General features: G+C 66.8%; 23 protein-coding genes, 2 pseudogenes and 1 other annotated feature. Of the genes and pseudogenes, 11 read left to right on the top strand and 14 right to left on the bottom strand.

Translation table 11 applies throughout. The features are described 5' to 3' along the window. Positions 1-496 precede the first annotated feature (496 nt). A complete protein-coding gene (locus PARJ55_RS24800; RefSeq protein WP_256380872.1) occupies positions 497-619 on the top strand; it encodes a hypothetical protein in 123 nt (40 codons plus the stop codon). Then, positions 613-819: pseudogene (locus PARJ55_RS0119640) on the top strand (transposase domain-containing protein); the annotation flags it as partial. The gene PARJ55_RS24800 and the pseudogene PARJ55_RS0119640, both read left to right, overlap by 7 nt. A 3-nt stretch (positions 820-822) precedes the next feature. Here the strand turns inward: PARJ55_RS0119640 and PARJ55_RS24795 are convergent. Together PARJ55_RS24795 and PARJ55_RS0119630 are read right to left on the bottom strand one after the other, a co-directional pair. Beyond that, positions 823-951 (bottom strand): hypothetical protein, encoded by a 129-nt coding sequence (locus tag PARJ55_RS24795; RefSeq protein WP_256380873.1) that lies wholly within the window; start codon positions 949-951, stop codon positions 823-825. Between the two features lies 1 nt (position 952). Continuing rightward, on the bottom strand, positions 953-1,468 hold the full coding sequence (locus PARJ55_RS0119630) for a DUF1697 domain-containing protein (RefSeq protein WP_028714546.1): 516 nt from the start codon (positions 1,466-1,468) through the stop codon (positions 953-955). A 162-nt stretch (positions 1,469-1,630) separates the two neighbouring features. Here PARJ55_RS0119630 and PARJ55_RS0119625 point away from each other — a divergent pair, with 162 nt between their 5' ends. From PARJ55_RS0119625 to PARJ55_RS0119605, 5 genes are read left to right on the top strand one after another with little or no spacing between them, the layout of a single operon-like run. Further along, a complete protein-coding gene (locus PARJ55_RS0119625; RefSeq protein WP_028714545.1) occupies positions 1,631-2,779 on the top strand; it encodes an ABC transporter ATP-binding protein in 1,149 nt (382 codons plus the stop codon). After that, entirely contained in the window at positions 2,770-3,738 is a 969-nt protein-coding gene (locus PARJ55_RS0119620; protein ID WP_028714544.1) for an ABC transporter substrate-binding protein, read from the top strand. Before PARJ55_RS0119625 ends, PARJ55_RS0119620 begins: the two co-directional genes overlap by 10 nt. A 5-nt stretch (positions 3,739-3,743) precedes the next feature. After that, entirely contained in the window at positions 3,744-5,471 is a 1,728-nt protein-coding gene (locus PARJ55_RS0119615; RefSeq protein WP_028714543.1) for an iron ABC transporter permease, read from the top strand. Next, positions 5,459-6,577, top strand: a complete 1,119-nt coding sequence (locus PARJ55_RS0119610) for an MBL fold metallo-hydrolase (RefSeq protein ID WP_028714542.1) — start codon at positions 5,459-5,461, stop codon at positions 6,575-6,577. Before PARJ55_RS0119615 ends, PARJ55_RS0119610 begins: the two co-directional genes overlap by 13 nt. Next, entirely contained in the window at positions 6,510-7,094 is a 585-nt protein-coding gene (locus tag PARJ55_RS0119605) for a protein phosphatase (protein ID WP_028714541.1), read from the top strand. Before PARJ55_RS0119610 ends, PARJ55_RS0119605 begins: the two co-directional genes overlap by 68 nt. A 211-nt stretch (positions 7,095-7,305) precedes the next feature. Here the strand turns inward: PARJ55_RS0119605 and PARJ55_RS0119600 are convergent, their stop codons facing one another. The 9 genes from PARJ55_RS0119600 to PARJ55_RS0119560 form a co-directional block, all read right to left on the bottom strand. Then, positions 7,306-7,650 (bottom strand): RidA family protein, encoded by a 345-nt coding sequence (locus PARJ55_RS0119600; protein ID WP_028714540.1) that lies wholly within the window; start codon positions 7,648-7,650, stop codon positions 7,306-7,308. A 29-nt stretch (positions 7,651-7,679) separates the two neighbouring features. Beyond that, a complete protein-coding gene (locus PARJ55_RS0119595) occupies positions 7,680-8,807 on the bottom strand; it encodes an FAD-binding oxidoreductase (RefSeq protein ID WP_028714539.1) in 1,128 nt (375 codons plus the stop codon). Continuing rightward, positions 8,804-10,183: an NAD(P)/FAD-dependent oxidoreductase gene (locus PARJ55_RS0119590; RefSeq protein WP_028714538.1), complete on the bottom strand. Its 1,380-nt coding sequence runs from the start codon at positions 10,181-10,183 to the stop codon at positions 8,804-8,806. The genes PARJ55_RS0119595 and PARJ55_RS0119590 overlap by 4 nt, the downstream gene beginning before the upstream one ends. Further along, positions 10,180-10,473 (bottom strand): (2Fe-2S)-binding protein, encoded by a 294-nt coding sequence (locus PARJ55_RS0119585; protein ID WP_028714537.1) that lies wholly within the window; start codon positions 10,471-10,473, stop codon positions 10,180-10,182. Before PARJ55_RS0119585 ends, PARJ55_RS0119590 begins: the two co-directional genes overlap by 4 nt. Continuing rightward, positions 10,457-11,584 (bottom strand): FAD-binding oxidoreductase, encoded by a 1,128-nt coding sequence (locus PARJ55_RS0119580; RefSeq protein WP_028714536.1) that lies wholly within the window; start codon positions 11,582-11,584, stop codon positions 10,457-10,459. Before PARJ55_RS0119580 ends, PARJ55_RS0119585 begins: the two co-directional genes overlap by 17 nt. Further along, positions 11,581-12,381, bottom strand: a complete 801-nt coding sequence (locus tag PARJ55_RS0119575) for an ABC transporter permease (protein ID WP_028714535.1) — start codon at positions 12,379-12,381, stop codon at positions 11,581-11,583. Before PARJ55_RS0119575 ends, PARJ55_RS0119580 begins: the two co-directional genes overlap by 4 nt. Continuing rightward, a complete protein-coding gene (locus tag PARJ55_RS0119570; RefSeq protein ID WP_230376462.1) occupies positions 12,378-13,280 on the bottom strand; it encodes an ABC transporter permease in 903 nt (300 codons plus the stop codon). The genes PARJ55_RS0119575 and PARJ55_RS0119570 overlap by 4 nt, the downstream gene beginning before the upstream one ends. Next, positions 13,277-14,338, bottom strand: coding sequence for an ABC transporter ATP-binding protein (locus tag PARJ55_RS0119565; RefSeq protein WP_028714533.1), 1,062 nt, complete (start codon positions 14,336-14,338; stop codon positions 13,277-13,279). Before PARJ55_RS0119565 ends, PARJ55_RS0119570 begins: the two co-directional genes overlap by 4 nt. Before the next feature lie 72 nt (positions 14,339-14,410). Further along, positions 14,411-15,448 (bottom strand): ABC transporter substrate-binding protein, encoded by a 1,038-nt coding sequence (locus tag PARJ55_RS0119560; RefSeq protein ID WP_028714532.1) that lies wholly within the window; start codon positions 15,446-15,448, stop codon positions 14,411-14,413. 107 nt (positions 15,449-15,555) lie between these two features. Between PARJ55_RS0119560 and PARJ55_RS22690 the strand changes: the two genes are divergently transcribed. Next, complete coding sequence (locus PARJ55_RS22690; protein ID WP_051416378.1) at positions 15,556-16,473, top strand: LysR substrate-binding domain-containing protein; 918 nt, start codon at positions 15,556-15,558, stop codon at positions 16,471-16,473. A 124-nt stretch (positions 16,474-16,597) separates the two neighbouring features. On the opposite strand, the pseudogene PARJ55_RS23625 reads toward PARJ55_RS22690, so the two are convergent. Next, positions 16,598-17,352: pseudogene (locus PARJ55_RS23625) on the bottom strand (IS3 family transposase); the annotation flags it as partial. Further along, positions 16,988-17,104, bottom strand: a sequence feature (AL1L pseudoknot). Its footprint overlaps the pseudogene before it by 117 nt. 192 nt (positions 17,353-17,544) lie before the next feature. Here PARJ55_RS23625 and PARJ55_RS22680 point away from each other — a divergent pair. Both PARJ55_RS22680 and PARJ55_RS0119540 read left to right on the top strand, forming a co-directional pair. Then, a complete protein-coding gene (locus PARJ55_RS22680) occupies positions 17,545-17,790 on the top strand; it encodes a type II toxin-antitoxin system Phd/YefM family antitoxin (protein ID WP_036714637.1) in 246 nt (81 codons plus the stop codon). Continuing rightward, complete coding sequence (locus tag PARJ55_RS0119540) at positions 17,790-18,185, top strand: type II toxin-antitoxin system VapC family toxin (RefSeq protein WP_230376463.1); 396 nt, start codon at positions 17,790-17,792, stop codon at positions 18,183-18,185. Before PARJ55_RS22680 ends, PARJ55_RS0119540 begins: the two co-directional genes overlap by 1 nt. A gap of 32 nt (positions 18,186-18,217) precedes the next feature. Here PARJ55_RS0119540 and PARJ55_RS24150 read toward each other — a convergent pair whose 3' ends face one another. After that, positions 18,218-18,355, bottom strand: coding sequence for a hypothetical protein (locus tag PARJ55_RS24150; protein ID WP_156929542.1), 138 nt, complete (start codon positions 18,353-18,355; stop codon positions 18,218-18,220). A 145-nt stretch (positions 18,356-18,500) separates the two neighbouring features. After that, positions 18,501-19,397 carry a hypothetical protein gene (locus PARJ55_RS0119535; protein ID WP_028714529.1) on the bottom strand — a complete coding sequence of 299 codons (897 nt, stop codon included), beginning with the start codon at positions 19,395-19,397 and terminating at the stop codon, positions 18,501-18,503. Positions 19,398-19,477: 80 nt separating this feature from the next. Between PARJ55_RS0119535 and PARJ55_RS23620 the strand changes: the two genes are divergently transcribed. Then, positions 19,478-19,665 (top strand): transposase (locus PARJ55_RS23620; RefSeq protein WP_156929541.1); only part of this gene is annotated, 188 nt, incomplete at its 3' end.

Below are 19,665 nucleotides of genomic sequence, written 5' to 3'. Positions count from 1 at the left end.
CGACGACGCGCGACCTCGACCAGTTCATATTGCCGTCGCCGGCTCTCGGTGTTGAGCTCCACCTGGGCCGGGGTCGATTGGCGCACATAGACCACCGCCTTGCGCTGCAGGATGGCCGGTGGAAGGAGATCACCGTCCATCATCGTCTTGCTCCAACTTGCTCGTTCCCGCCGCTTCGGCCAGCAGAATGGCCAGGCGCGTCAANACCTGCTGGCGCTCCCGTGGGCTCATTCCGCGCAACCGCTCCGAGTCGAACTGCATCTGCAGTTGCCTGGGGCTCGACGGCCCGGTGGGCAGGTCTTGCATCGGTCTGTTCCTTTCCGGCGATGACATCACCGGAAGAGCTTCGCCGAAGACCGTGCCGACTCAGAAGGTCATCGAGATCCGACAGGGCCGCGAGCGATACGCGCGGTGTGCCGAGGTNCATGCCNGNGCANGCNNCCGGNTCGAGCATCCANGCGGCCACGACCNTNAANATNCCAGGCAGCACCTCGATATGGACAAACTGACCGGACTTGCGTCGGTCGACACGCTCGACCCGAAACTGTCGGCCGAAAAGCGCGTGCCACCGGTAATGCACCTCAACAAGTTGCCCGACATGGGCAGAATGAACGGGTGATGGCCCTCGGGCGGAAGAACTACCTCTTCTTCGGATCAGAAGCGGGCGGCAAGACAGCTGCCATCGCCTACACGCTGATCGAAACCGCCAAGCTCAACGCAATCGATCCCCACGCCTGGCTCGCCGACACCATCGCCCGCATCCCAGACTACAGGATCACCAAGGTCGACGACCTGCTGCCCTGGCGATGGAACGGGTAGCGGTCAGGCCGGACGGTTACCGTGAAGCGTCAGATCGAGCGCCATCCGCTTGCCCTTGGTCGGCACCGGCGTTGCCACGATCTTCTCGATCAGGCCCGAGCCTGTTCCGTCGTTGGCGGCTGGTCCGGGCATCTCATATCAAGGCCGCGAGCTCGGCGAGTTTTGCGATGGTATTCATGTTGCGAGCGGTGCCATCCGCGGCTGCGGGAATCGCCAGCTTCGAGCGGCCCATGCCCGCCGCGCCATAAGCCACATAGATTTCCCGCTTGCCCAGCCGAACCTCTTCGTCCTTCCGGTGCTTCATCGTTTCGAGCGTGTCGGCGGGTGGCGGGCTGTCCAGAAATATGGCGACAGTCCCGCTGGGCGGGGCGTCAGGAAACGGGTTCGCGTTGAGAACGTCCGCCATTTCTTTCGCGGTGCGCAGGATGACGCCGACCGGCTTGCCGGCATGGTCTTCCAGACGTTTCTCAAGCGCCCGCTTGACCTCCAACGCGGGCCGGTCGGACGAGAATACGACATTGCCGCTGGCGATATAGGTGCGGACCTTGCCGAAACCCTCGGCGGCGCACATCGCCTTCAACTCCGTCATCGGCAGCTTGCCTGTTCCGCCGACATTCACGGCGCGCAGCAGTGCAACGTATGAGACCATTCGATCTTCTCCCCAGCGTCGGCAAGGCAGTGGCTGGCTGAATGCGCCAGCATCGTGCATCCGAACCGCAAGGTTCATCAAGATTTTACAGAACGGCCACGCTCATGTCATGCCGCCGCTGCATCAGTCGCGCCGGAAATGACAGGAAAGGGACAGCGCGGCATGACGGGTTTGCGGCTGTCGAACATCGGCAAGAGCTATGGCGAGACCAGGGTTCTGTCGGGTATCGACCTCGACATCGCGGTGGGCGAATTCGTGGCCGTGCTTGGCCCCTCGGGCTGCGGCAAGACCACGCTGCTGCGGCTGGTTGCAGGCTTTGACCGCCCCGATGAAGGCACGATCACCCTGGGCGACCGGCAGGTGGCGGGTGGAAATGTCATGGTGCCGCCCGAAGGGCGCGGCATCGGCATCGTGTTCCAGAACTACGCGCTGTGGCCGCATATGTCGGTGGCGGAAAATGTCGGCTATGCGCTGAAGGTGGCGCGCCTGCCCCGGGCCGAACGCGAGGCCAGGGTGGCCCGGGCGCTGGACACCGTCAACCTGGCGCCCTTTGCCGGCCGTCGCCCGGCTGATCTGTCGGGCGGGCAACGCCAGCGGGTCGCGCTGGCCCGCTGCCTGGCCGCCGGTTCGGATCTGGTGCTGCTGGATGAGCCGCTGGCCAACCTGGATGTGCATCTGCGCGCCACGATGGAAGACGAGTTCCACCGCTTCCACCGCGAAAGCGGGGCGACGCTGGTCTATATCACCCATGACCAATCCGAGGCGATGGCCCTGGCCGACCGCATCGCGGTGATGGACAAGGGCCGCCTGCTGCAATGCGCCAGCCCCCGGCTATTGTATCGCGAACCTGCCGACGCCACGGTGGCCGGTTTCATCGGGGGCGGGCTGGTGCTGCCGGTCGAGGGCCTGCGCCCCATGGGGAACGGGCTTGCCATGGCCGATCTTCTGGGAACGCGCGTCCGGCTGCGCTGCCATGCCGGGGAAACCGCCCGGCCATTGGCCATGGCCTCGACCCATCCCGCCGATATCCAGCCCGTCCATCCGGGCGAGGCCGGCATCCCCGCCCGTGTCACCGCCCGCACCTATCGCGGCGGCAGCTGGTCCTATGAGCTGCGCCCCGAGACGGATCCGTCCCTCCGGCTGCCCATGGTGCTGCCCGACACGGCCACGCCGCCCGAACCGGGCGCGCGCCTTGACCTGGCGTTCCGCGACCTCTGGGCCATCCCGCTTCCCGGCACCTCCGCTCCCGGTGCGGCGCCGATCCCTTCCTCCTCCTCTTCGCATCTTACGGAGCAATTCCAATGCGCCTGACTGTCACCACCCTTGCCCTGATGCTGTCCGCGACCGCGGTGTCGGCGCAGACCACGCTGACGCTCTACACCTCGCAATCGCCGGAAATCGCGCAGCAGACCGTCGATGCCTTCATGGCCAGGCATCCCGACATCACCGTGGAATGGATGCGCAACGGCACCTCGCAGCTGATGAACATCCTGACCGCCGAGCAGGAAGCCGGCGGCATCAAGGCCGACGTGCTGCTGGTTGCCGACAGCATCAATCTGGGCACGCTGAAAAGCCAGGGCCTGCTGCTGGCCTGGCCCGAAGCGCCGCTCGAAGGTATCGACCCGCTGATGTATGATGCCGACAAGACCTTCTTCGGCACCAAGATCTCGTCTACCGGCATCGTCTACAACACCCGGATCGCCGCGCCCGTCACGGGCTGGGCCGATCTGTTCCAGGACGCCAATGCAGGCCAGATCGTCGCCCCGAGCCCGCTTTATTCCGGCGCGGCGCTGGTCCACATGCATTCGCTGCTGCAGGACGCCGCCCAGGGCTGGGACTATTACGAGCGTCTGAACGCGCTTGGCGTGGTGCCCGAGGGCGGCAATGGCCCGGTGCTCAAGGCCGTGGCCGGGGGCCAGGTGAAGTATGGCGTCAACATCGATGCCGATGTGCTGCGCGCCAAAAGGGCAGGCTCGCCGGTGGAATTCGTCTATCCGGCCGAAGGCGCCACCTTCTTCACCGAGCCGGTGGCGATCCTCGCCGGCACCGATCAGGTGGAAGCGGCCCGGACCTTCGTCAGCTTCGTGCTGTCGGAAGAGGGCCAGAAACTGGCGGCCGAACAGGGCTACATGCCGGTCGATCCCAAGGTCGCGTCGCCCGAGGGGATGCCCGCGCTGTCCGAGATCAAGCTGATGCCGCTGGATGCCGACCGTGCGGTGGCCGAGGATGTCGAGGCGCGCGCCAGGTTCACCGAAATCTTCGGCGGCTGATCGGGATGACCTCCATCCCGAACAGCGCAGGGGCGCCGCGCGCGCCCCTTTTCCGGCTTTCCTCCGAAAGGATCGTTCTGGCCCTGCTGGCCGTGCTGATCCTGTCGGTTTCCGTCGCGCCGATGTTGCGGCTGGCGCAGGCGGCCCTTTTCGATGATGGCGGTCTGGCGATCGAGCGGCTGGCAAAGCTGTTCTCGCGCCCGCAGACCGGGGCGGCGATCTGGAACACCATCCATATTTCGCTGGCCTCGACCCTTGTTTCCGTGCTGGTCGGCACGATCTTCGCGGTGATCATGGTGCAGACCGACCTGAGCGGCAAATCGGCGCTGGTCTTTGCCTTCGTGCTGCTCCTGATGATCCCCCCGCAGGTGACGGCCATGGCCTGGATCCAGGCCTTCTCGCCTTCCAGCCCGGTGCTGGGCTTCCTCGGCCTGTCGATGGAGGCGGGCACGCGGCATCCCTTGTATTCCAAAACCGGGATCATCCTGCTTCTGGGCATCTACAACGCACCGCTGGTCTATCTTGCGATGCAGGCCAGCCTGCGCCGCATTCCGCTGGATCTGGCCGAGGCGGCACGCGCCGCCGGCGCCGGTCCGGGCCGGGTGCTGCTGACCGTGATCCTGCCTTTGGCACGCGGCGGCATGGTGGCGGCGGCCAGCCTCGCCTTCGTCTCGGCCATCGGGAATTTCGGCATTCAGGCCATGCTGGGCATTCCCGCACGCGTGCCGACGCTGATCACCCAGATCTATCAGCAGATCAATGGGCTGGGGCCAGGCGCCCTGCCGAACATGGCGGCGTTGTCCTTGGTGCTGACCGCCCTGACCGTGGCGGGCGTGCTGCTGGCCGCGCGCGCGGGCGATCGCAGCGATACCCGCGTCGATCTGGGCAGCCGCCCGCTGATGCTTCCGCTGGGCCGGGCCGGGGCCGTGGTCGCGGCGCTGCTCTGGGGCTATCTCATCGTTTCGCTGCTGCTGCCGCTGTCGGCGCTGCTCCAGACTTCGCTGGTTACCGCCTACGGCCTGCCGCTGACAGCGGAGACGATGACGCTGAAGAACTACGTCTCGGCGCTGTTCCAGCAAGTGTCGCTGCGCGATGCCTTCGTCACCTCGCTGTGGCTGACGCTGGTCACCGTGGGCTTCCTGATGCTGGCCTCGGTTTTCCTGGGCTATTTTCTGACATGGCGGCGCGGGCCCTTGGTGCGGCTGCTCCAATTCGGTTCCGAGGCCGCCTATACCCTGCCCGGCATCACCCTGGGCGTCGCGATGATCCTGCTGTTCCTGCGGCCGTTGCCGGGGATCGGGGTTTCGATCTATGGCACGCCCTGGATCATCCTGGCGGCCTATGTCGCGGGCTTCTTTGCGCTGGCGCTGCGCCCGGTGCTGTCGGGCTATGCCCAGATCGACCGCGCGCTGGAAGAGGCCGCCCGGGTCGCGGGCGCGGGCTTCCTGCGCCGGATGCGCGACGTGATCTGGCCGCTGATCGCCCCGACCGCCGTCGCCGCCGCTGTAATCGTCTTCATGACCGCGATCAACGAGATCCAGACCTCGATCCTGCTGATCTCCTCGGGCACCCGCACCATCGGGCCGATGATCATCTTCCTCGAGGAAGGCGGGGCCTCGACCCTTGCCGCCGCCGTTGGGTGCCTGATGATCCTGGGCGTGCTGGCGCTGATGCTGCTGTCGACGGCGCTGTCGCGCTTTCTGCCGAAAGGCGTGTTGCCATGGCAGTTCTGACGGCATTCAGCGGGTTGGGCGGCAAATCCCCGGCGGCCTTCCTGCTGGAGATCGCCGGGCGGCGCATCCTGCTGGACCTGGGCGAGGGGCCGACACCGGGCCAGCGCCCGGATATGGACGGCATCGGACGGGTCGATGCGATCTTCCTGTCCCATGCGCATATCGACCATGTCGGGGCCATCGACCTGTGGCCGCGGCTGGGCTGTCCGCCGGTCTTTGCCAGCCGAGCCACCTTCGACGCCCTGCCACTGCTGGGCCGGCATCTGCCGCCCGAAGCCTGCCGCGCCCTGCCGCTGCAAGGCCCTGCGCAATTGCTGGGCCTGCCTGTCTTGGTCGGGCGCAGCGGACATGCTATGGGCGGCATCTGGCTGCATCTGTCGCAGGAGGGCGGCGCGCTTTACATGGGCGACTGGAGCCGGGAATCCGGGCTTCTGCCCTTCGATCCCCCGCCCCGGGCAGATCTGGTGATCACCGATCTTTCCTATGGCGACCGCGATCAGGCGTTGGCCGAGCAGGGGCCGGCGCTGGCGGACAGCATCGTCCCCGGCACGGTGCTGCCGGTCCCTATCCTCGGGCGCGGCGCGGATATGGCGCTGCGACTGTCCGCCCTTGGCCTGTCGCCGGTTGTCTGCCCGCAGGTCCGGGCCGAGCTGCAGGGGGCGTTGCCCGATCTGCGCAGCGTCACCACCCCGTCGGAGGCTCGCGAGGGCGATGTGATCATTGCCGCAGATACCGAGCGACTCGGCGATCTGGTGTCATGCCTAATTGCCGATCCGCGAGGCTGGCGCTTCATCTTCACCGGTCATGTCGCCCCCGGCAGTGCGGCGGCGGGGCTGATCGCCGAGGGTCGCGCCAGCCGGCATCCCTGGAACGTGCATCCCCGTGCCCGCGACCAGATCTGGCTGGCCGAAATCACCGGCGCGAGGCATCTGGTTCCCGCCTTCGGGGCGTTGGACGATGCCCCTGAGCTTGAGCTGGCCCTGGCCCCGATCTGGCGACCGGACCGGATCTGCCCCCCGACAAAAGAGAGCCCAATCCATGCTGATCAAGGAAACCACCCGCGAGCGGGCCGAGAACGACACCACGATCCTTGTCCCGGTCCATGACCTGGTCCTGCCCCAGGGCCGGATCTGCCGCCTTTATGTCGGCAACCTGACCGGCGCCAGCGACGGCGCCGCGCTGCTGGCCGCAGGCATCACCTCTTCGCTGAATGTGTCGTTGAACATCGACGTCGCGCCCCTGCAACTGTCCGACGGCACCCATATGCGCCGCGCCAAGGTGGGCCTGATCGACGGGGCGGGCAATACGCCCGCCCACCTCGCCGCCGCCGTGCTGGCGCTGGAAGGGTTGGTCACGCAGACCAGCCCCGGCAAGCCGAACTATCCCGCCCATCGCGCTGGGCATGTGCTGGTGAATTGCCGGGGCGGGCGGTCGCGATCGGTCATCGTGCTGGCGATATACCTGCATCTGCGCGCGCCCGGGACGTTCCCGACACTCGACAGCGCGGTATCCCATATCCGCAGGGCGCGCGGCAATTCGGACACCTACCCGCTGCCCCCGATGCTGGATCTGGCGCGCGCGGTTCTGGCCAGCGGTAGCCTGCCCGCCCTGCTGCAAGGTTAGTCCTTCCCGGGTTCGTCGCAAGCGCGGCCGGCTTGACAGGAGGCGAACAAGCCGCAGCAAAGGGACGACAAGCGGGTCTCCCAGATCGTGCAGGTCCTTGATCCGCTGCCGAGACGCTTTTCATCGGGGAGAGCTGCCCGCCGTCACAGGCAGCTTTCTTGAAACGCCTTGTTGATCGGCTGGCCGGGACGGTGCCCGACCAGCCCCAGGATCAGCGCACGGCCGAGACGACGATCTCGATCAGCACGCCCTTGCCCAGTTCGGCTACGCCGATGGTGGCGCGGGTCGGCAGATGCCCGGCGGGCAGCCATTCCAGCCAAGCCTCATTCATGCCCTCCTTCTGGTCGAAATCGGTGATGTAGAGCATCGCCGTGACCAGCTTTTCCTTGCTCGAGCCGACCTCGGCCAGCAGCTTGTCGATCTTGGCGCAGATCTGGGCGGTCTGGCCCTTCATGTCCTGGGCCAGGTCGTCGGCGATCAGCCCGCCGAAGTGCAGGATGCCGCCGGCCTCGACGATGCGGTGGTTGATCCGGGTCGGGAAATGGCGCTGGATCATCGGGTTTCCTTTCGTTGGGAAGGTTGTGATCACGCGGCGAAGCGCGCGATCGAGAAGGGCGCCAGGGGCGCATTCGTGCCGCCGGTGGCGATCAGCCCGGCCATGATCTCGCCCACGCCCGGGCCCATCTGGAAGCCGTGGGCGGAAAAGCCGAAGGCGTGGAACAGCCCCTCGTGGCGGGCCGAGGCGCCGATGACCGGGATGTCGTCGGGCATGCGCGCCTCGACCCCGGACCAGCTGCGGATGATCTGGGCGCCGCGCATGACCGGGAACAGCTCGGCGGCGGTCTGCGCCGTCAGGCGCAGTTCGGGAAACAGGATCTCGGACATGTTCGAGGCCGCATCGGCGCGGCCGCGCCTGCCGCCGCCGATGACCACGGTGCCGTTCGGCATCTGCTTGAAGGACAGGGGCCGTCCGGTCGCGCCCACCACCGCGTCGCAGAAATGCGGCAGGCGGTTGGTGACCAGCATCATCGGCGCGATGGCCTCGACCGGGGCCGGCTCGCCCAGTATCCCCGCCAGCCGCCCGCCCCAGGCGCCCGCGGCGTTCAACAGGCGCGGGGCACGGAAATCGCCCTGGGGCGTCGTCACGATCCAGCCGGCGTCGCGGCGGACGGCGGTGGCGGGGCAGCCTTCATGGAAGCGCACGCCCAATGCGGCCGCCTTGCGCTGAAAGGCGAAGGTGGTCTTGTAGGGCTGGGCGAAGCCGTCGCGCAGCGCCGCCAGCCCGCCCAGGGCGTGATCGGCGACGGCGGGCAGCAGGCGACGCAGCTCGGCCTGGTCCAGCATCACCTCGTGGTCGAAGCCCATGGCGCGCAGGTCGGCGGCGCGGGCGGCAAGGCTGGCCAGCTCGGCCTCGGTTTCCGCCACCTTGATCTGCGGCGCGATCTGGAAGCCGCAATCGTCGTCCAGGAAATCGGCGATGCCATACCAGATCTGCATGGAATGCTGCGAGATCGGCACCTCGGCATAATGCCGGCCCAGCCGCCGCACCCCGCCGGCGTTCACGCCCGAGGCATGGCGGCCGACGCTGTCCTTTTCCAGCACGATCACCGACATGCCGCGCAGCGCCGCATGCAGCGCCGCCGAGCAGCCATGGATGCCGCCGCCGACCACCAGCAGGTCGGCCGAGCGGCCGGAATGCAGCGCCGCCGTCATTCCGCGGCGATTCCGGGGGCGAAGCCGGCCAGTTCGGCCAACGAGATCGGCTTTAGCGGCGGCCGGATGCGGTAATAATCGGTGACCTGCGGGTCCTCGCCCTTGCGCGCGGCGATGATGCCGGCGACGGCAAGGCCGCAGACCCGGCCCTGACACGGACCCATGCCGGTGCGCAGCATGGATTTCACCTGGTTGGGGCCGGGGGCGCCGAGATCGACGGTGGCGCGGATCGTGCCGGCCGTGACCTCCTCGCAGCGGCAGATGATGGTGTCGTCGGCGGGAGCAAGCACCTCGGGGGCAGGGGCGTAGAGCGCCTCCAGGAACGGCCGGATCGCGGCGTCGCGCGCCAGCGCCGCCCGCAGCCGCACGATGCGGGCGGGATCGCCGCCGGTGATGGACAGCGCCACCAGTCGGCCCTGCAGGGCGGCGGCCCTGGCGCCGCCGATGCCCGCGCCGTCGCCCGCGACGTAAAGTCCGGGGACCGAGGTCTGGCCGCTGGCGTCCAGCACCGGGCGGAAACAGTGCTGGCCGGCGTCCCAGAGGTGATCGGCGCGCATCAGCCGGGTGACCTGCTGGTTCGGCACCACGCCCTGATGCAGCGCTATGCTGGTCGTCTCGATCCGCTGCGCGCGGCCGCCGACGGCAAAGACCAGCGCCCGGGCGGCATCCGCACCCTCGACGGCAAGGCCGGTGGCATGGCGGTGGATCGGCACGCCCGCCGCCTTGACCTTGCGCATCAGCGCCAGCCCCTTGGCCAGGTAGGAGCGCGCCCGCAACGCCCGCAGCAGATGCGGCAGCGCCGCCCGCGTCCGCCCGCGCGGCAGGTTCTCGACCACCGCGCGCGGCGGGCAGCCGGCATCGACCATCTGCGCCGCCAAGAGCCACAAGAGCGGGCCCGAGCCGACCAAAACCGCATCCTCGGCCACCACGCCCGAGCCCTTCAGCAGGATCTGCAGGGCGCCGACCGTGGTGACGCCGGGCAGGGTCCAGCCGGGGATCGGCATGGGCCGTTCCAGCGCGCCGGTGGCGGCGACGATGGCCCCGGCGCGCAACTGGTGCGAGACGCCCTGGTGCGAATAGTCGATTACCCGGTCGGTGCCGATGTTCCAGACCAGCGCGCCGGGCAGGTAGGTCGCACCCGAGGCGCGGAAGCTGTCGGCAAGGCTGCGGCCCTCGGCATAGTCGGGGCCCAGGATCTGCAGGCGGCGCGGGCCGGCGGTCTCGATGCCGCGATAGATCTGGCCGCCGGGGGCCGGGGCCTCGTCCAGCAGGGTGACGGAAAGGCCGGCTTTGGCGGCCTCGGTCGCGGCGGCCATGCCGGCGGGGCCGGCGCCGATAACGACAAGATCGGCGAAGGGGATGGTCTGCTGGGTCATGGATGCACCTCTGCCGCGCCGCGCTGGCGGCGCACAGTCAAGCCTTCGGTCACGGGGACCATGCAGGCCTGCCGGTTCGGCTGGCCGTCGATTTCCACCAGGCAGTCGAAACAGGCGCCCATCATGCAGAAGATGCCGCGCGGCTGGCCCGAGACCGCGCTGTCGCGCAGGTCGCGGATGCCGGCCGCCGTCAGGGCCGCGGCGACGCTGTCGCCGGCCCGCGCCTCGATCCGGCGGCCTTCGAAGGTGAAGCTGAGCGTCGCCCCTTCGGGGTCAATGCGCCGTGGCATGTCCAAATCTCCTTGCGGTGAAGCGTTCGACCTGTGCGTCCAGCCGGCCGCGCGCGATCATCGGCGCCAGGGCCAGCGCATGAGCGCCGGCCAGCGTGACGCCGGAATGGCAGTTGATGGAAAAGGCGCCGGGAAAGCCCGGGGATTCCTGGTAGATCGGAAAGCCGTCCAGGCTGAGCACCCGCACCGCGCCCCAGCTGCGCACCACCCGCAGCTGGGCGATGGCGGGAAAGCAGCGCACGGCATGGCGGGCGATGTCGCGGATCACCGAACTGACGCTGTCGGTGGAATAGCCGGTATCCTCGTGGCTGTCGCCCATCATCACCGTGCCCTCGGCGGTCTGGCGCAGCACATGGGTCGGCATCGGCAGCAGCGGCGCCGCGCGCTCGGTCACCAGGATCTGGCCCTTTTCCGCGCGCAGCGGGATGGTCATCCCCAGCGCCGGCGCCAGTGCGGTATTACCATGCCCGGCGGCCAGCACGATCTTGCCGGCGCGGTATGTCCCCTTGGCGGTGCGGGCAAAGAACCCCTGGCCGTCGCGCCCGACCTGATCCGCACGCGCATCCGGCACATAGCGCCCGCCCCGCGCGGCGATGGCGGCGTGCAGCCCGCGCAGCAGCCGCAGCGGGCTGGCATGGCCGTCATGCGGCGACCAGCTGGCGCCGATCACGTCCGGCCCCAGCCCCGGCAGCATGGCGTCGAGCTGCTGGCGGTCGATGATCTCGGCCCCGTAGCCTGCGGCGCCGTTCACGTTGTGCATGCGGGCGATCTGGGCGCGCTTGGCCTCCAGCTCGGATTCCGACAGCATGAAATGCACGCCGCCGGGCTTTTCGTAATCGGGCGAGATGCCGCTGTCCTGCTCCAGCAACCCGGCGAATTCCGGCCAGAGATCCGCGGAATGCCGGGTCCAGCGGGCATAGTCGTGCAGGCCGTCGCCCTTGGACTGCACCCAGACCAGCCCGAAATTGCCCCGGCTGGCGCGCAGCGCCACGTCGCCTTCGTCCAGGACGGTCACCCGCTCGCCCTCGCGCGCGAGGCCGTAGGCCAGCGCTGCGCCGACCAATCCGCCACCGACCACCAGCGTGTCGGCGGCGCGTTCGTTGGAAGTCATGTCTTGCCTTCTCCGATCAGGAGTTTGTCGAGCCCGTAAAGCCGGTCCACCGCCAGCATCAGGGCCACCGTGAACAGGATCGCCACCGTCGAGACCGAGGCGACCAGCGGGTCCGTGGTCTGCGCGATATGCGAGAACATCCGCACCGGCAGCGTCGTGGTCGAGGGGCTGGCGATGAACACCGTCACCGTCAGTTCGTCGAAGCTGGTGATGAAGGCCAGCACCCAGCCGCCGACGATGCCCGGCAGGATGGTGGGTAGGGTGATGCGGCGAAACACCGTCCAGTCGGATGCGCCCATGGCGACGGCCGCCCGCTCGGTCGCGGCGTCCAGTCCCACCACCGAGGCCAGCACCAGCCGCAGGATGAAGGGCGTGACGATCACCACATGGCACAGCATCATGCCAGTGAAGGTGCCGCTGATGCCCACCAGCGTCAGGAAGCGCAGGAAGGCGATGCCCAGCACCACCGTCGGCACCATGAGCGGCGACATGAACAGCGCCTGCAGCGCCTCGCGACCCCGGAAGCTGCCGCGACCGATGGCCAGCGCCGCCGGCACCGCCAGCACCGTGGCCAGCGTCGCCGCGATCAGCGCCAGCTTCAGGCTGATCCAGGCCGCGGCGATGAAGTCGGGATTGTCGAGGATGGCCCGGAACCAGCGCAGCGACAGGCCGCTGGGCGGAAATTCCAGATAGCCCGTGGGCGTGAAGGACACGCCGATCACGACGAGGATCGGGGCCAGCATGAACAGCGCGAACAGTGCGCAGAAGGCCTTGGCGAAGATCCCGTTGCGTCTCATGCGTATTCCTTTCCGACGCGGGCCTCGACCAGCCGAGTCCAGATCAGCATCACCGCCATGATCGCCACCAGCAGGATCATCGCGATGGCGGCGCCAAGCGGCCAGTTCAGCGTGTTCATGAACTCGTCATGCACGGCGGTGGCGGCGACCTTGACCCGGCGCCCGCCGATGATCGCGGGCGTCGCGAAGGCCGAGGCCGAAAGCGCGAAGACGATCAGCGACCCCGACAGCACACCCGGCATCGCCTGCGGCAGCACCACACGGCGAAACACCGTCCAGGGCCGTGCGCCCAGCGATTCCGCCGCCGCCTCGGCCGAGGCATCGGCGCGCTGCAGCGCCGCCCAGACCGCCAGCACCATATAGGGCAGCATGACATGGACCAGCGCCAGCACGATCCCGCCCGAGCTGTACATCAGCCGGATCGGCCGCTCGATCAGGCCAAGATCCATCAGCGCGCCGTTCAGCACGCCCTTGTTGCCCAAGATGATCGCCCAGCCCAGCGTGCGCACCACGACCGAGATCAGCAGCGGACCCAGCACCACCAGCACCATGACCGAGCGCCAGAACGGCGTCATCCGGTTCAGGAACCAGGCCAGCGGCACACCGATGGCGGCGCAGATCAGCGTCGTGGCCAGCGCGATGCCGAAGGTGCGGCCGAAGATCTCGTAGAAATAGCCGTCGCCCAGCACCTCGGCATAGTTCGCCAGGCTCAGATCGCCGCCGATGCCCTCGTAGAAGTCGAAACTGTTGAAGCTGAGCACCAGCGTCATCAGCAGCGGCACCAGCAGCATCAGCGCGAAAAGCAGCAGCATCGGCGCCGACAGCAGCCATTTGCGCGCGGCGGGCGGCAGCGCGGGGCGCGCGGTCTCGCGCAGGGTTTCGGTGGATGCCATGGTCATGCCGCGCCCTCGACCGGCAGGATGCGCAGATGGTCGCGCTGCCATGACAGGTGCACGGTCTCGCCCGGGGCCGCCTCGGGGCGGCCGGTATTGCGGCGCAGGATCAGCAGCGGCCCCAGCGGCGTTTCCACCTTCAACAGCCACTGATCGCCCAGGAACACTTGTTCCGAGACGGTGCCCGAGACCAGCCCCTCGCCCTCGGCCACCAGTTCGATGCGTTCCGGGCGCAGCGCCAGTTCCACCTCGCCCGGCGGCAGATCGGCCGCGGGGCCCTGCAGGCGCAGCCCGCCCAGGTCCAGCGCCGAGCCCTCGGGGCCCTTGCCGAACAGGCGCCCGCGCAGGCTGTTGCTTTTGCCCAGAAAGCCCGAGACGAAAGAGGTCTGCGGCGCCTCGTAGGCATCGAAGGGGGCGGCGGCCTGTTGCAGCCGGCCGCGCTCCATGACGATGACCTGATCGCTCAGCGCCATGGCCTCGGACTGGTCATGCGTGACCAGCAGCGTGGTGACGCCGGCCTCGCGCTGGATGCGGCGCAGTTCCAGCTGCATCTCTTCGCGCAGCTTGGCGTCCAGGTTCGACAGCGGCTCGTCCAGCAGCAGCAGTTCGGGTTGGATCACCAGTGCCCGGGCCAGGGCCACGCGCTGGCGCTGGCCGCCGGACATGGCGCGCGGATAGCGGTCGGCCAGATGCGACAAATGCACCAGGTCCAGCGCCTCGGCCACGCGGCGCTTGCGCTCGGCCCGGTCGACCTTGCGCATCTCGAGCCCGAAGGCGACATTCTCGGCCACCGTCATGTGCATGAACAGCGCATAGGTCTGAAAGACGATGCCCAGCCCCCGCTGCCGCGCGGGCACGGCGGCCAGGTCGCGGCCGTTCAGCAGGATGCGACCCGAGCTGACCTCCTCGAAGCCCGCGATCATCTGCAGGGTGGTGGTCTTGCCGCAGCCCGAGGGGCCCAGCAGCGACACGAAACTGCCGCGCTCGACGCTGAAGCTGAGCGAATCGACGGCGGTGAAGGTGCCGTATGTCTTGGTCAGGTTGACCAGGTCCAGGAAAGCCATGCGATTTCTCCGTGCCGTAGGGTGCGGGAAACGGGCGAGGCCGTTGCCGGCCCCGCGCGACGGTTCAGGCGGTCAGCGCTCGACCTCGCGCGCCCAACGCTGGGTCCAGTCGTCGCGATTCTGGTTGATCGTGTCCCAGTCCACCGTCACCAGCGACTGGATCTTGTCGCCATAGGGCAGGCTTTCGGCCAGTTCCGGCGGCAGCACCGACTTGGTGTTGACCGGGCCGGCACCCATGGCATCGGCGAATTTCACCTGCACCTCGGGGTCCAGAAGATAGTCGATGAAGGCCTGCGCCTCGTCGGGGACGTCGCTGTCCACCACCGGGCAGGCAGCCAGCAGCAGGGCCACGGCCCCGTCCTCGGGATAGGCGAAGCCGGCCGGGAAGCCGGTATCCGCCAGCGACTTGGTGCGGCCCGAGCCCCAGACCGACAGCGCGATTTCCTCGGACTGGAACAGTTCCGACATCTTGCCGGCCGAGGGTTCGAAGACCAGCACGTTCGGCGCCACCTCCTCGGTCATGGCGGCGAAGCCGGGTTCGATATCCTTCTCGCCGCCGCCCGCGCCACGCGCCAGCATCACCAAGGCGTGCAACCCGTAGGTGTTGGAAATCGACGGAATCGACAGGATCTGGTCATATTTCGGATCCTTAAGATCCTGCCAGCTTTTCGGTGGCTCCCAGCCCTCGCGTTTGAACCAGTCCTTGTTATAGGTGAAGCCGGTCGCGACGAAGCCAAGGCCGATGGCGTTCTTGCCGATGCGGGCCAGTTCGTAGACATCCTTCTTGATCGGCGTATCGGCCAGCGGCGCGCAGAATCCCAGCGCGTCGGTCTGGTACATCGGGCCATCGTCCAGCAGCACCACGTCCAGTTCCTGGGCGCCCTTCTGGGCCTGCAGCCGCGCCAGGTTCTCGGTCGAGTTGCCGGGCACGAAGGCGATCTTCACGTCATGGGTCTTTTCGAATTCGGGGATCAGCAGCTCTTTCATCAGCGTCTCGAAAGAGCCGCCATAGCCGCCAACGGTCAGCGTCTTCTGCTGGGCCAGCGCCGGGCCGGCAAGTGGCAGGGCGCAAAGCAGGGTGGAGGCAAGGGCATAACTGGAGCGTTTCATCTGGCAATCCCTGTTGGTGTTTTTCTTGGCTCAAGGATTGGCGCTTTTCAGAAGCCTGACAATTGAGTTTAGTTCGGAGAGTCATTCCGTTTCATTATGGAGTCTGCATGGCACGCCCCAATATCCGGCAGATCGAGGCCTTCAATGCGGTGATGAAGGGCGGCTCGGTCACCAAGGCGGCCGAGATGCTGTTCGTCAGCCAGCCGGCGGTCAGCAAGCTGATCCAGCAGTTCGAATCGTCCTGCGGCTTCAACCTGTTCAACCGCGGACAGGGCCGCCTGGTGCCGACGCCCGAGGCGCGGCGCCTGTTCTCCGAGACCGAGAAGTTCATGACCGGCGTCGAGCGGATCGAGAACGCGGCCCGCGCCATCCGCAACACCGAGCGCGGCGAGATCTCGGTGGCGGCCTTTCCGGCCCTGGGGATGCGGGTTCTGCCGCAGCTTCTGGCGCCGTTCCTGGCCCGCCGGCCCGAAGTGCGGATGACGATCCTGACGCAGAACTCGCCCGATATTTCCCAATCCATGCTGGCCCGGGCGGCGGATTTCGGTATCTCGCTGGTGCCCTCGCAGGCGCCAGGGATCCATTGCCGGCCCTTCGTCCAGATGAAGATGGTCTGTGCCTTGCCGGCAAACCACCGGTTGGCGGGGCTGACCAGCATCGACCTGGCCCAGCTGGAGGGCGAGGCGATAATCGCGCTGGGGCGCGACGACCAGTCCCATCGCGTGATCGTGGAGGCGCTGAGCCATGCAGGGGTGCAGGTCGAAACCCGCGCCGAGGTGCAGATGGCCGACACGGCCTGCGTGCTGGTCAGTCAGGGCTTCGGATTTGCCATCGTGCCCGCCATGGCGCGAATGAGCTGGGATAGCGGTGGCATCGCCTTCGTGCCGATCCAGCCGGCGCCGCGCATGATGATGTGGCTTTACACCTCGTCATGGGAGCCGACATCGCAACTGGCCCAGGCGCTGATCGACCGTGTACGGCAGGGCCTGCTGCAGGTGGATGACCTGTTTCTGGCGCCGCCCTGATCAGCCTGTTCCCATGGGATGGACGTTGACGCCTAAGGCTGCGCCTCCGCGAACCGGTCACGCGTTTGCCGAATGACGGCCATTACCGACGATGTTCCGTAGCGATCAGATAGGGCCCTTGGGCATCGATGACGAAGGCGACATAGACGAACCCCTTCCAGGTCGCGACGTAGGTGAAATCGCTGACCTAGAGCATGTTGGGCGCCGGCACGCGAAACTCGCGGTTCACCTTGTCCAGCGGGCATGGGGCCTTCTTGTCTGGGAACGTCGTCCTGTGCGGCTTGCCGCGGATGATGCCTTGGATGCCCATGTCTTTCATCAGCCTTGTCACCGTGCAACGCGCGATCTCGAAGCCTTCCCGGACGAGCTGCCGCTAGGCCTTGTGGACGCCATCGACCCGCCAGTTCTCTTCGAACATACGTTGGATCTCGGGCCGCAGGGCGGCATCACGACGGGCACGGTCCGACAACCGCGCCGGATCAGCCCGCTTTGCCAGGTGATCGTAGTAGGTGGAATGGGTGATCGGCAGCTCCGTGCAGATCGGCTCGACCCCGTGCGCATCACGATGCGCCTCAATGAAACCCACCATCACTTCGACCGGCGGTCGAGCTTCGCCATCGCAAAATACGCTGATGCCTTGCGCAGGATCTCGTTCGCCTGGCGCAGCTCGCGGTTCTCGCGTTCCAGCGCCTTCATCCTCTCGGCCATCTCGGTCGGGATGCCCGCGCGTCGGCCGCTGTCGACCTCGGCCTTCTTCACCCAGTCATTCAGCGTCTGCGGCGGGCAGCCGATCTTCGCCGCGATCGACATCACCGCCTGCCAGCGCGAAGGATGTTGGGCCTCGTTGTCGAGAACCAGCCGCACGGCCTGCTCGCGCACTTCAGGGGAAAACTTGTTCGTCGTCTAGCTCATGATGCTCCATCCTACTCAGGAGTCGGAGCCTCCGGCAAACCCGGCGCGGTTCACCTTTGTTGCTGACACAGCTTTTAGGATTCTGACTCTATGCTGGCTGGGATGCTTGAAAAAGGTCTGCAATCAGACTAGATTTCAAACCAGTTGATGGAGATTCGCATGCGCGAGATCGGTGCCTTCGAGGCCAAAACGCATCTGTCGGAACTTCTTGCCGCCGCAAAGGCAGGCGAGACGGTGACGATTACCCGGCGCGGCCAGCCCGTCGCTCGCTTGGTGCCTCCAGCAAGCAATGACCGTGCCGCCGCCTTGCTTCGTATGGTTGAATTGCGCAACAGGCTCGCGACAAGAGATGTGCGGCTTGGAATCGACGATATTCTTTCGGCGCGTGACGAAGGCCGCCGCTGATGCTGGTCATCGATGCTTCGGCGTTGATTGCGTGGGTCATGCCGGATGAGTCTGGCGTGGACCTGGCTTCTCTAGCCGAGAGACACGAGGAAATCGGCGCTCCCTGGTTGCTGTGGGCCGAGCTGCGTAATATCTTGGTCGTCAACGAGCGACGAGGGCGGCTGCCGGCAGGCGCCGCCGAGCAGATCATCGAGGCGGTGGATGCCTTTGGGGTGCGGCTGGATACCAGGCCGGCGCATTCGGTGGTGATGGATCTGGCCCGCCGCCATGGCCTGACGGTCTATGATGCGCTCTATCTGGAACTGGCGTTGCGTCAGGGCTCTTCCCTGACCAGCCTGGATGCGGCTCTTATCCAGGCTGCCCAGGCTGAAGGTGTGGCGGTTGAGCACAGATAGCGCCTTTCCCGATCTCGGATATTGCACCTATTTCAGCGGCCTGCCAGAGCTCGCCTGCCATTGTCCGAAAACATCGCCGGGAAATCGGTCCGCGACACCACCCCGTCCAGCCTTGCGCCCAGCTCCATCGCGTAGCGAACCGAGCCCTCGGGGAAGGGATCGCTGTTCACCTGGCCGAAATCGGTCGAGAGCAGGACGCGCTCGGGACCGGTCTTGCGAATGGCTAGACGTGCCGGATATTGGCTTTCACCTCGGCCTCGATCTCATCGAAAATCGGAAACCGCTCGCTTCGGCCATAGACTGAACAGCCGTATTTCAGGGTACGGGCGACGATGAGCGCCAACACGGCGTTGCGATGCTTCTCGCCCTTGGCCCGGAATGCCGTGAAGAGATTCTCGTCGGCGTCGGCGTCGGGTTCCATGCCGGCAAGCCGGGGACGGTCGCCTCGCGGTTGTCGGGTAGGACGTGGCCCAGCACTTCCGCGGGATCGCGGTCGGTGAACTTCAGGAACTCGCCCACGGCCTCCAGCGTCGGAGGCACCACCGGCAGTCCTTCCGACCATTCGTTCTTCAGGAAATGCTGCTGCACCTGGTTGTAATTGCCGGTAAAGACGATCTCGCGCTGGCTGTATTCGGCGTCCAGCGCCTCTTCGGGCGGCTGCACGGTCAAGCCGCGGATGACCTGGTCGAGCATGACGGTGGCGGCGTTGCGGTCCAGTTCCTCGTCGGTGACGAAGTTCACATGGCCGGGATGAACGGTATAGGGCAGGTTCGGCATCTGCAGGCCCTTGGCCGTCATCTTGCCCTGCATCTCGAAGCCGGAGCAGATCATCGAGACCGTAGGAATCCCCATCTTCTCGACATGAATCGCTGCGCGGGTCACGCCCGCCGTGCAGGAACCGCAGCAGCCGACCCCGACCAGCGCGGCATCGACGCCGAACCTGGCGAATTTCTCAGGCAGTTCCTCCAGAACCTTGCGCTCGTTATGGCCGTGGATCTCTCCGAATTCGCGCCAGGAAACGAAGTTGATGCCGGGGTAGCGCTTCTTCAACTCGCGCTCCCAGACTTCGAACATCTTGTCGCCCTTGAAGATCCAGTCCCAAAGCTGGGCAATGGTCTTGCCTTCGAGCGTCTCAAGGCGGCGGGCAAGGCGGGTGCCGTCCTGGAATTGCCGGCTGCGCGGCCAGACCACTTCGTATCTGTTAAGGTCCATATCTCTCTCCCTAGGTCGTGTTGACAAAAGGGATTCCTCTGGCAGTCGTCCTATGATTCAAGCTCATCTCTACGTGGGAGATGAACTTGGCACGCAACCTGATATCCGACGATGAGTGGACCTTCTTCGAGGGCTTCATTCGTGCCGTCCGGCACCCTAACGGGCGGAAACCTGCGGACCATCGTCTTGTTCTGAATGGTATATTCTGGATCGCAAGGACTGGTGCGCCATGGCGCGATCTGCCCGAAGAGTTTGGCAAGTGGTCCTC

Origin of the sequence: Paracoccus sp. J55 (assembly GCF_000513975.1) — a bacterium.
Lineage (GTDB): Bacteria > Pseudomonadota > Alphaproteobacteria > Rhodobacterales > Rhodobacteraceae > Paracoccus.
This window is presented reverse-complemented; position numbering and strand designations above follow the sequence as displayed.

What these genes read in the sequence shown, in the direction of transcription:
- PARJ55_RS24800 (WP_256380872.1), top strand. Translation starts at nt 497, where the DNA reads ATGGACAAACTGACCGGACTTGCGTCGGTCGACACGCTCGACCCGAAA.
- PARJ55_RS24795 (WP_256380873.1), bottom strand. Translation starts at nt 951, where the DNA reads ATGCCCGGACCAGCCGCCAACGACGGAACAGGCTCGGGCCTGATCGAG.
- PARJ55_RS0119630 (WP_028714546.1), bottom strand. Translation starts at nt 1,468, where the DNA reads ATGGTCTCATACGTTGCACTGCTGCGCGCCGTGAATGTCGGCGGAACA.
- PARJ55_RS0119625 (WP_028714545.1), top strand. Translation starts at nt 1,631, where the DNA reads ATGACGGGTTTGCGGCTGTCGAACATCGGCAAGAGCTATGGCGAGACC.
- PARJ55_RS0119620 (WP_028714544.1), top strand. Translation starts at nt 2,770, where the DNA reads ATGCGCCTGACTGTCACCACCCTTGCCCTGATGCTGTCCGCGACCGCG.
- PARJ55_RS0119615 (WP_028714543.1), top strand. Translation starts at nt 3,744, where the DNA reads ATGACCTCCATCCCGAACAGCGCAGGGGCGCCGCGCGCGCCCCTTTTC.
- PARJ55_RS0119610 (WP_028714542.1), top strand. Translation starts at nt 5,459, where the DNA reads ATGGCAGTTCTGACGGCATTCAGCGGGTTGGGCGGCAAATCCCCGGCG.
- PARJ55_RS0119605 (WP_028714541.1), top strand. Translation starts at nt 6,510, where the DNA reads ATGCTGATCAAGGAAACCACCCGCGAGCGGGCCGAGAACGACACCACG.
- PARJ55_RS0119600 (WP_028714540.1), bottom strand. Translation starts at nt 7,650, where the DNA reads ATGATCCAGCGCCATTTCCCGACCCGGATCAACCACCGCATCGTCGAG.
- PARJ55_RS0119595 (WP_028714539.1), bottom strand. Translation starts at nt 8,807, where the DNA reads ATGACGGCGGCGCTGCATTCCGGCCGCTCGGCCGACCTGCTGGTGGTC.
- PARJ55_RS0119590 (WP_028714538.1), bottom strand. Translation starts at nt 10,183, where the DNA reads ATGACCCAGCAGACCATCCCCTTCGCCGATCTTGTCGTTATCGGCGCC.
- PARJ55_RS0119585 (WP_028714537.1), bottom strand. Translation starts at nt 10,473, where the DNA reads ATGCCACGGCGCATTGACCCCGAAGGGGCGACGCTCAGCTTCACCTTC.
- PARJ55_RS0119580 (WP_028714536.1), bottom strand. Translation starts at nt 11,584, where the DNA reads ATGACTTCCAACGAACGCGCCGCCGACACGCTGGTGGTCGGTGGCGGA.
- PARJ55_RS0119575 (WP_028714535.1), bottom strand. Translation starts at nt 12,381, where the DNA reads ATGAGACGCAACGGGATCTTCGCCAAGGCCTTCTGCGCACTGTTCGCG.
- PARJ55_RS0119570 (WP_230376462.1), bottom strand. Translation starts at nt 13,280, where the DNA reads ATGACCATGGCATCCACCGAAACCCTGCGCGAGACCGCGCGCCCCGCG.
- PARJ55_RS0119565 (WP_028714533.1), bottom strand. Translation starts at nt 14,338, where the DNA reads ATGGCTTTCCTGGACCTGGTCAACCTGACCAAGACATACGGCACCTTC.
- PARJ55_RS0119560 (WP_028714532.1), bottom strand. Translation starts at nt 15,448, where the DNA reads ATGAAACGCTCCAGTTATGCCCTTGCCTCCACCCTGCTTTGCGCCCTG.
- PARJ55_RS22690 (WP_051416378.1), top strand. Translation starts at nt 15,556, where the DNA reads ATGGCACGCCCCAATATCCGGCAGATCGAGGCCTTCAATGCGGTGATG.
- PARJ55_RS22680 (WP_036714637.1), top strand. Translation starts at nt 17,545, where the DNA reads ATGCGCGAGATCGGTGCCTTCGAGGCCAAAACGCATCTGTCGGAACTT.
- PARJ55_RS0119540 (WP_230376463.1), top strand. Translation starts at nt 17,790, where the DNA reads ATGCTGGTCATCGATGCTTCGGCGTTGATTGCGTGGGTCATGCCGGAT.
- PARJ55_RS0119535 (WP_028714529.1), bottom strand. Translation starts at nt 19,397, where the DNA reads ATGGACCTTAACAGATACGAAGTGGTCTGGCCGCGCAGCCGGCAATTC.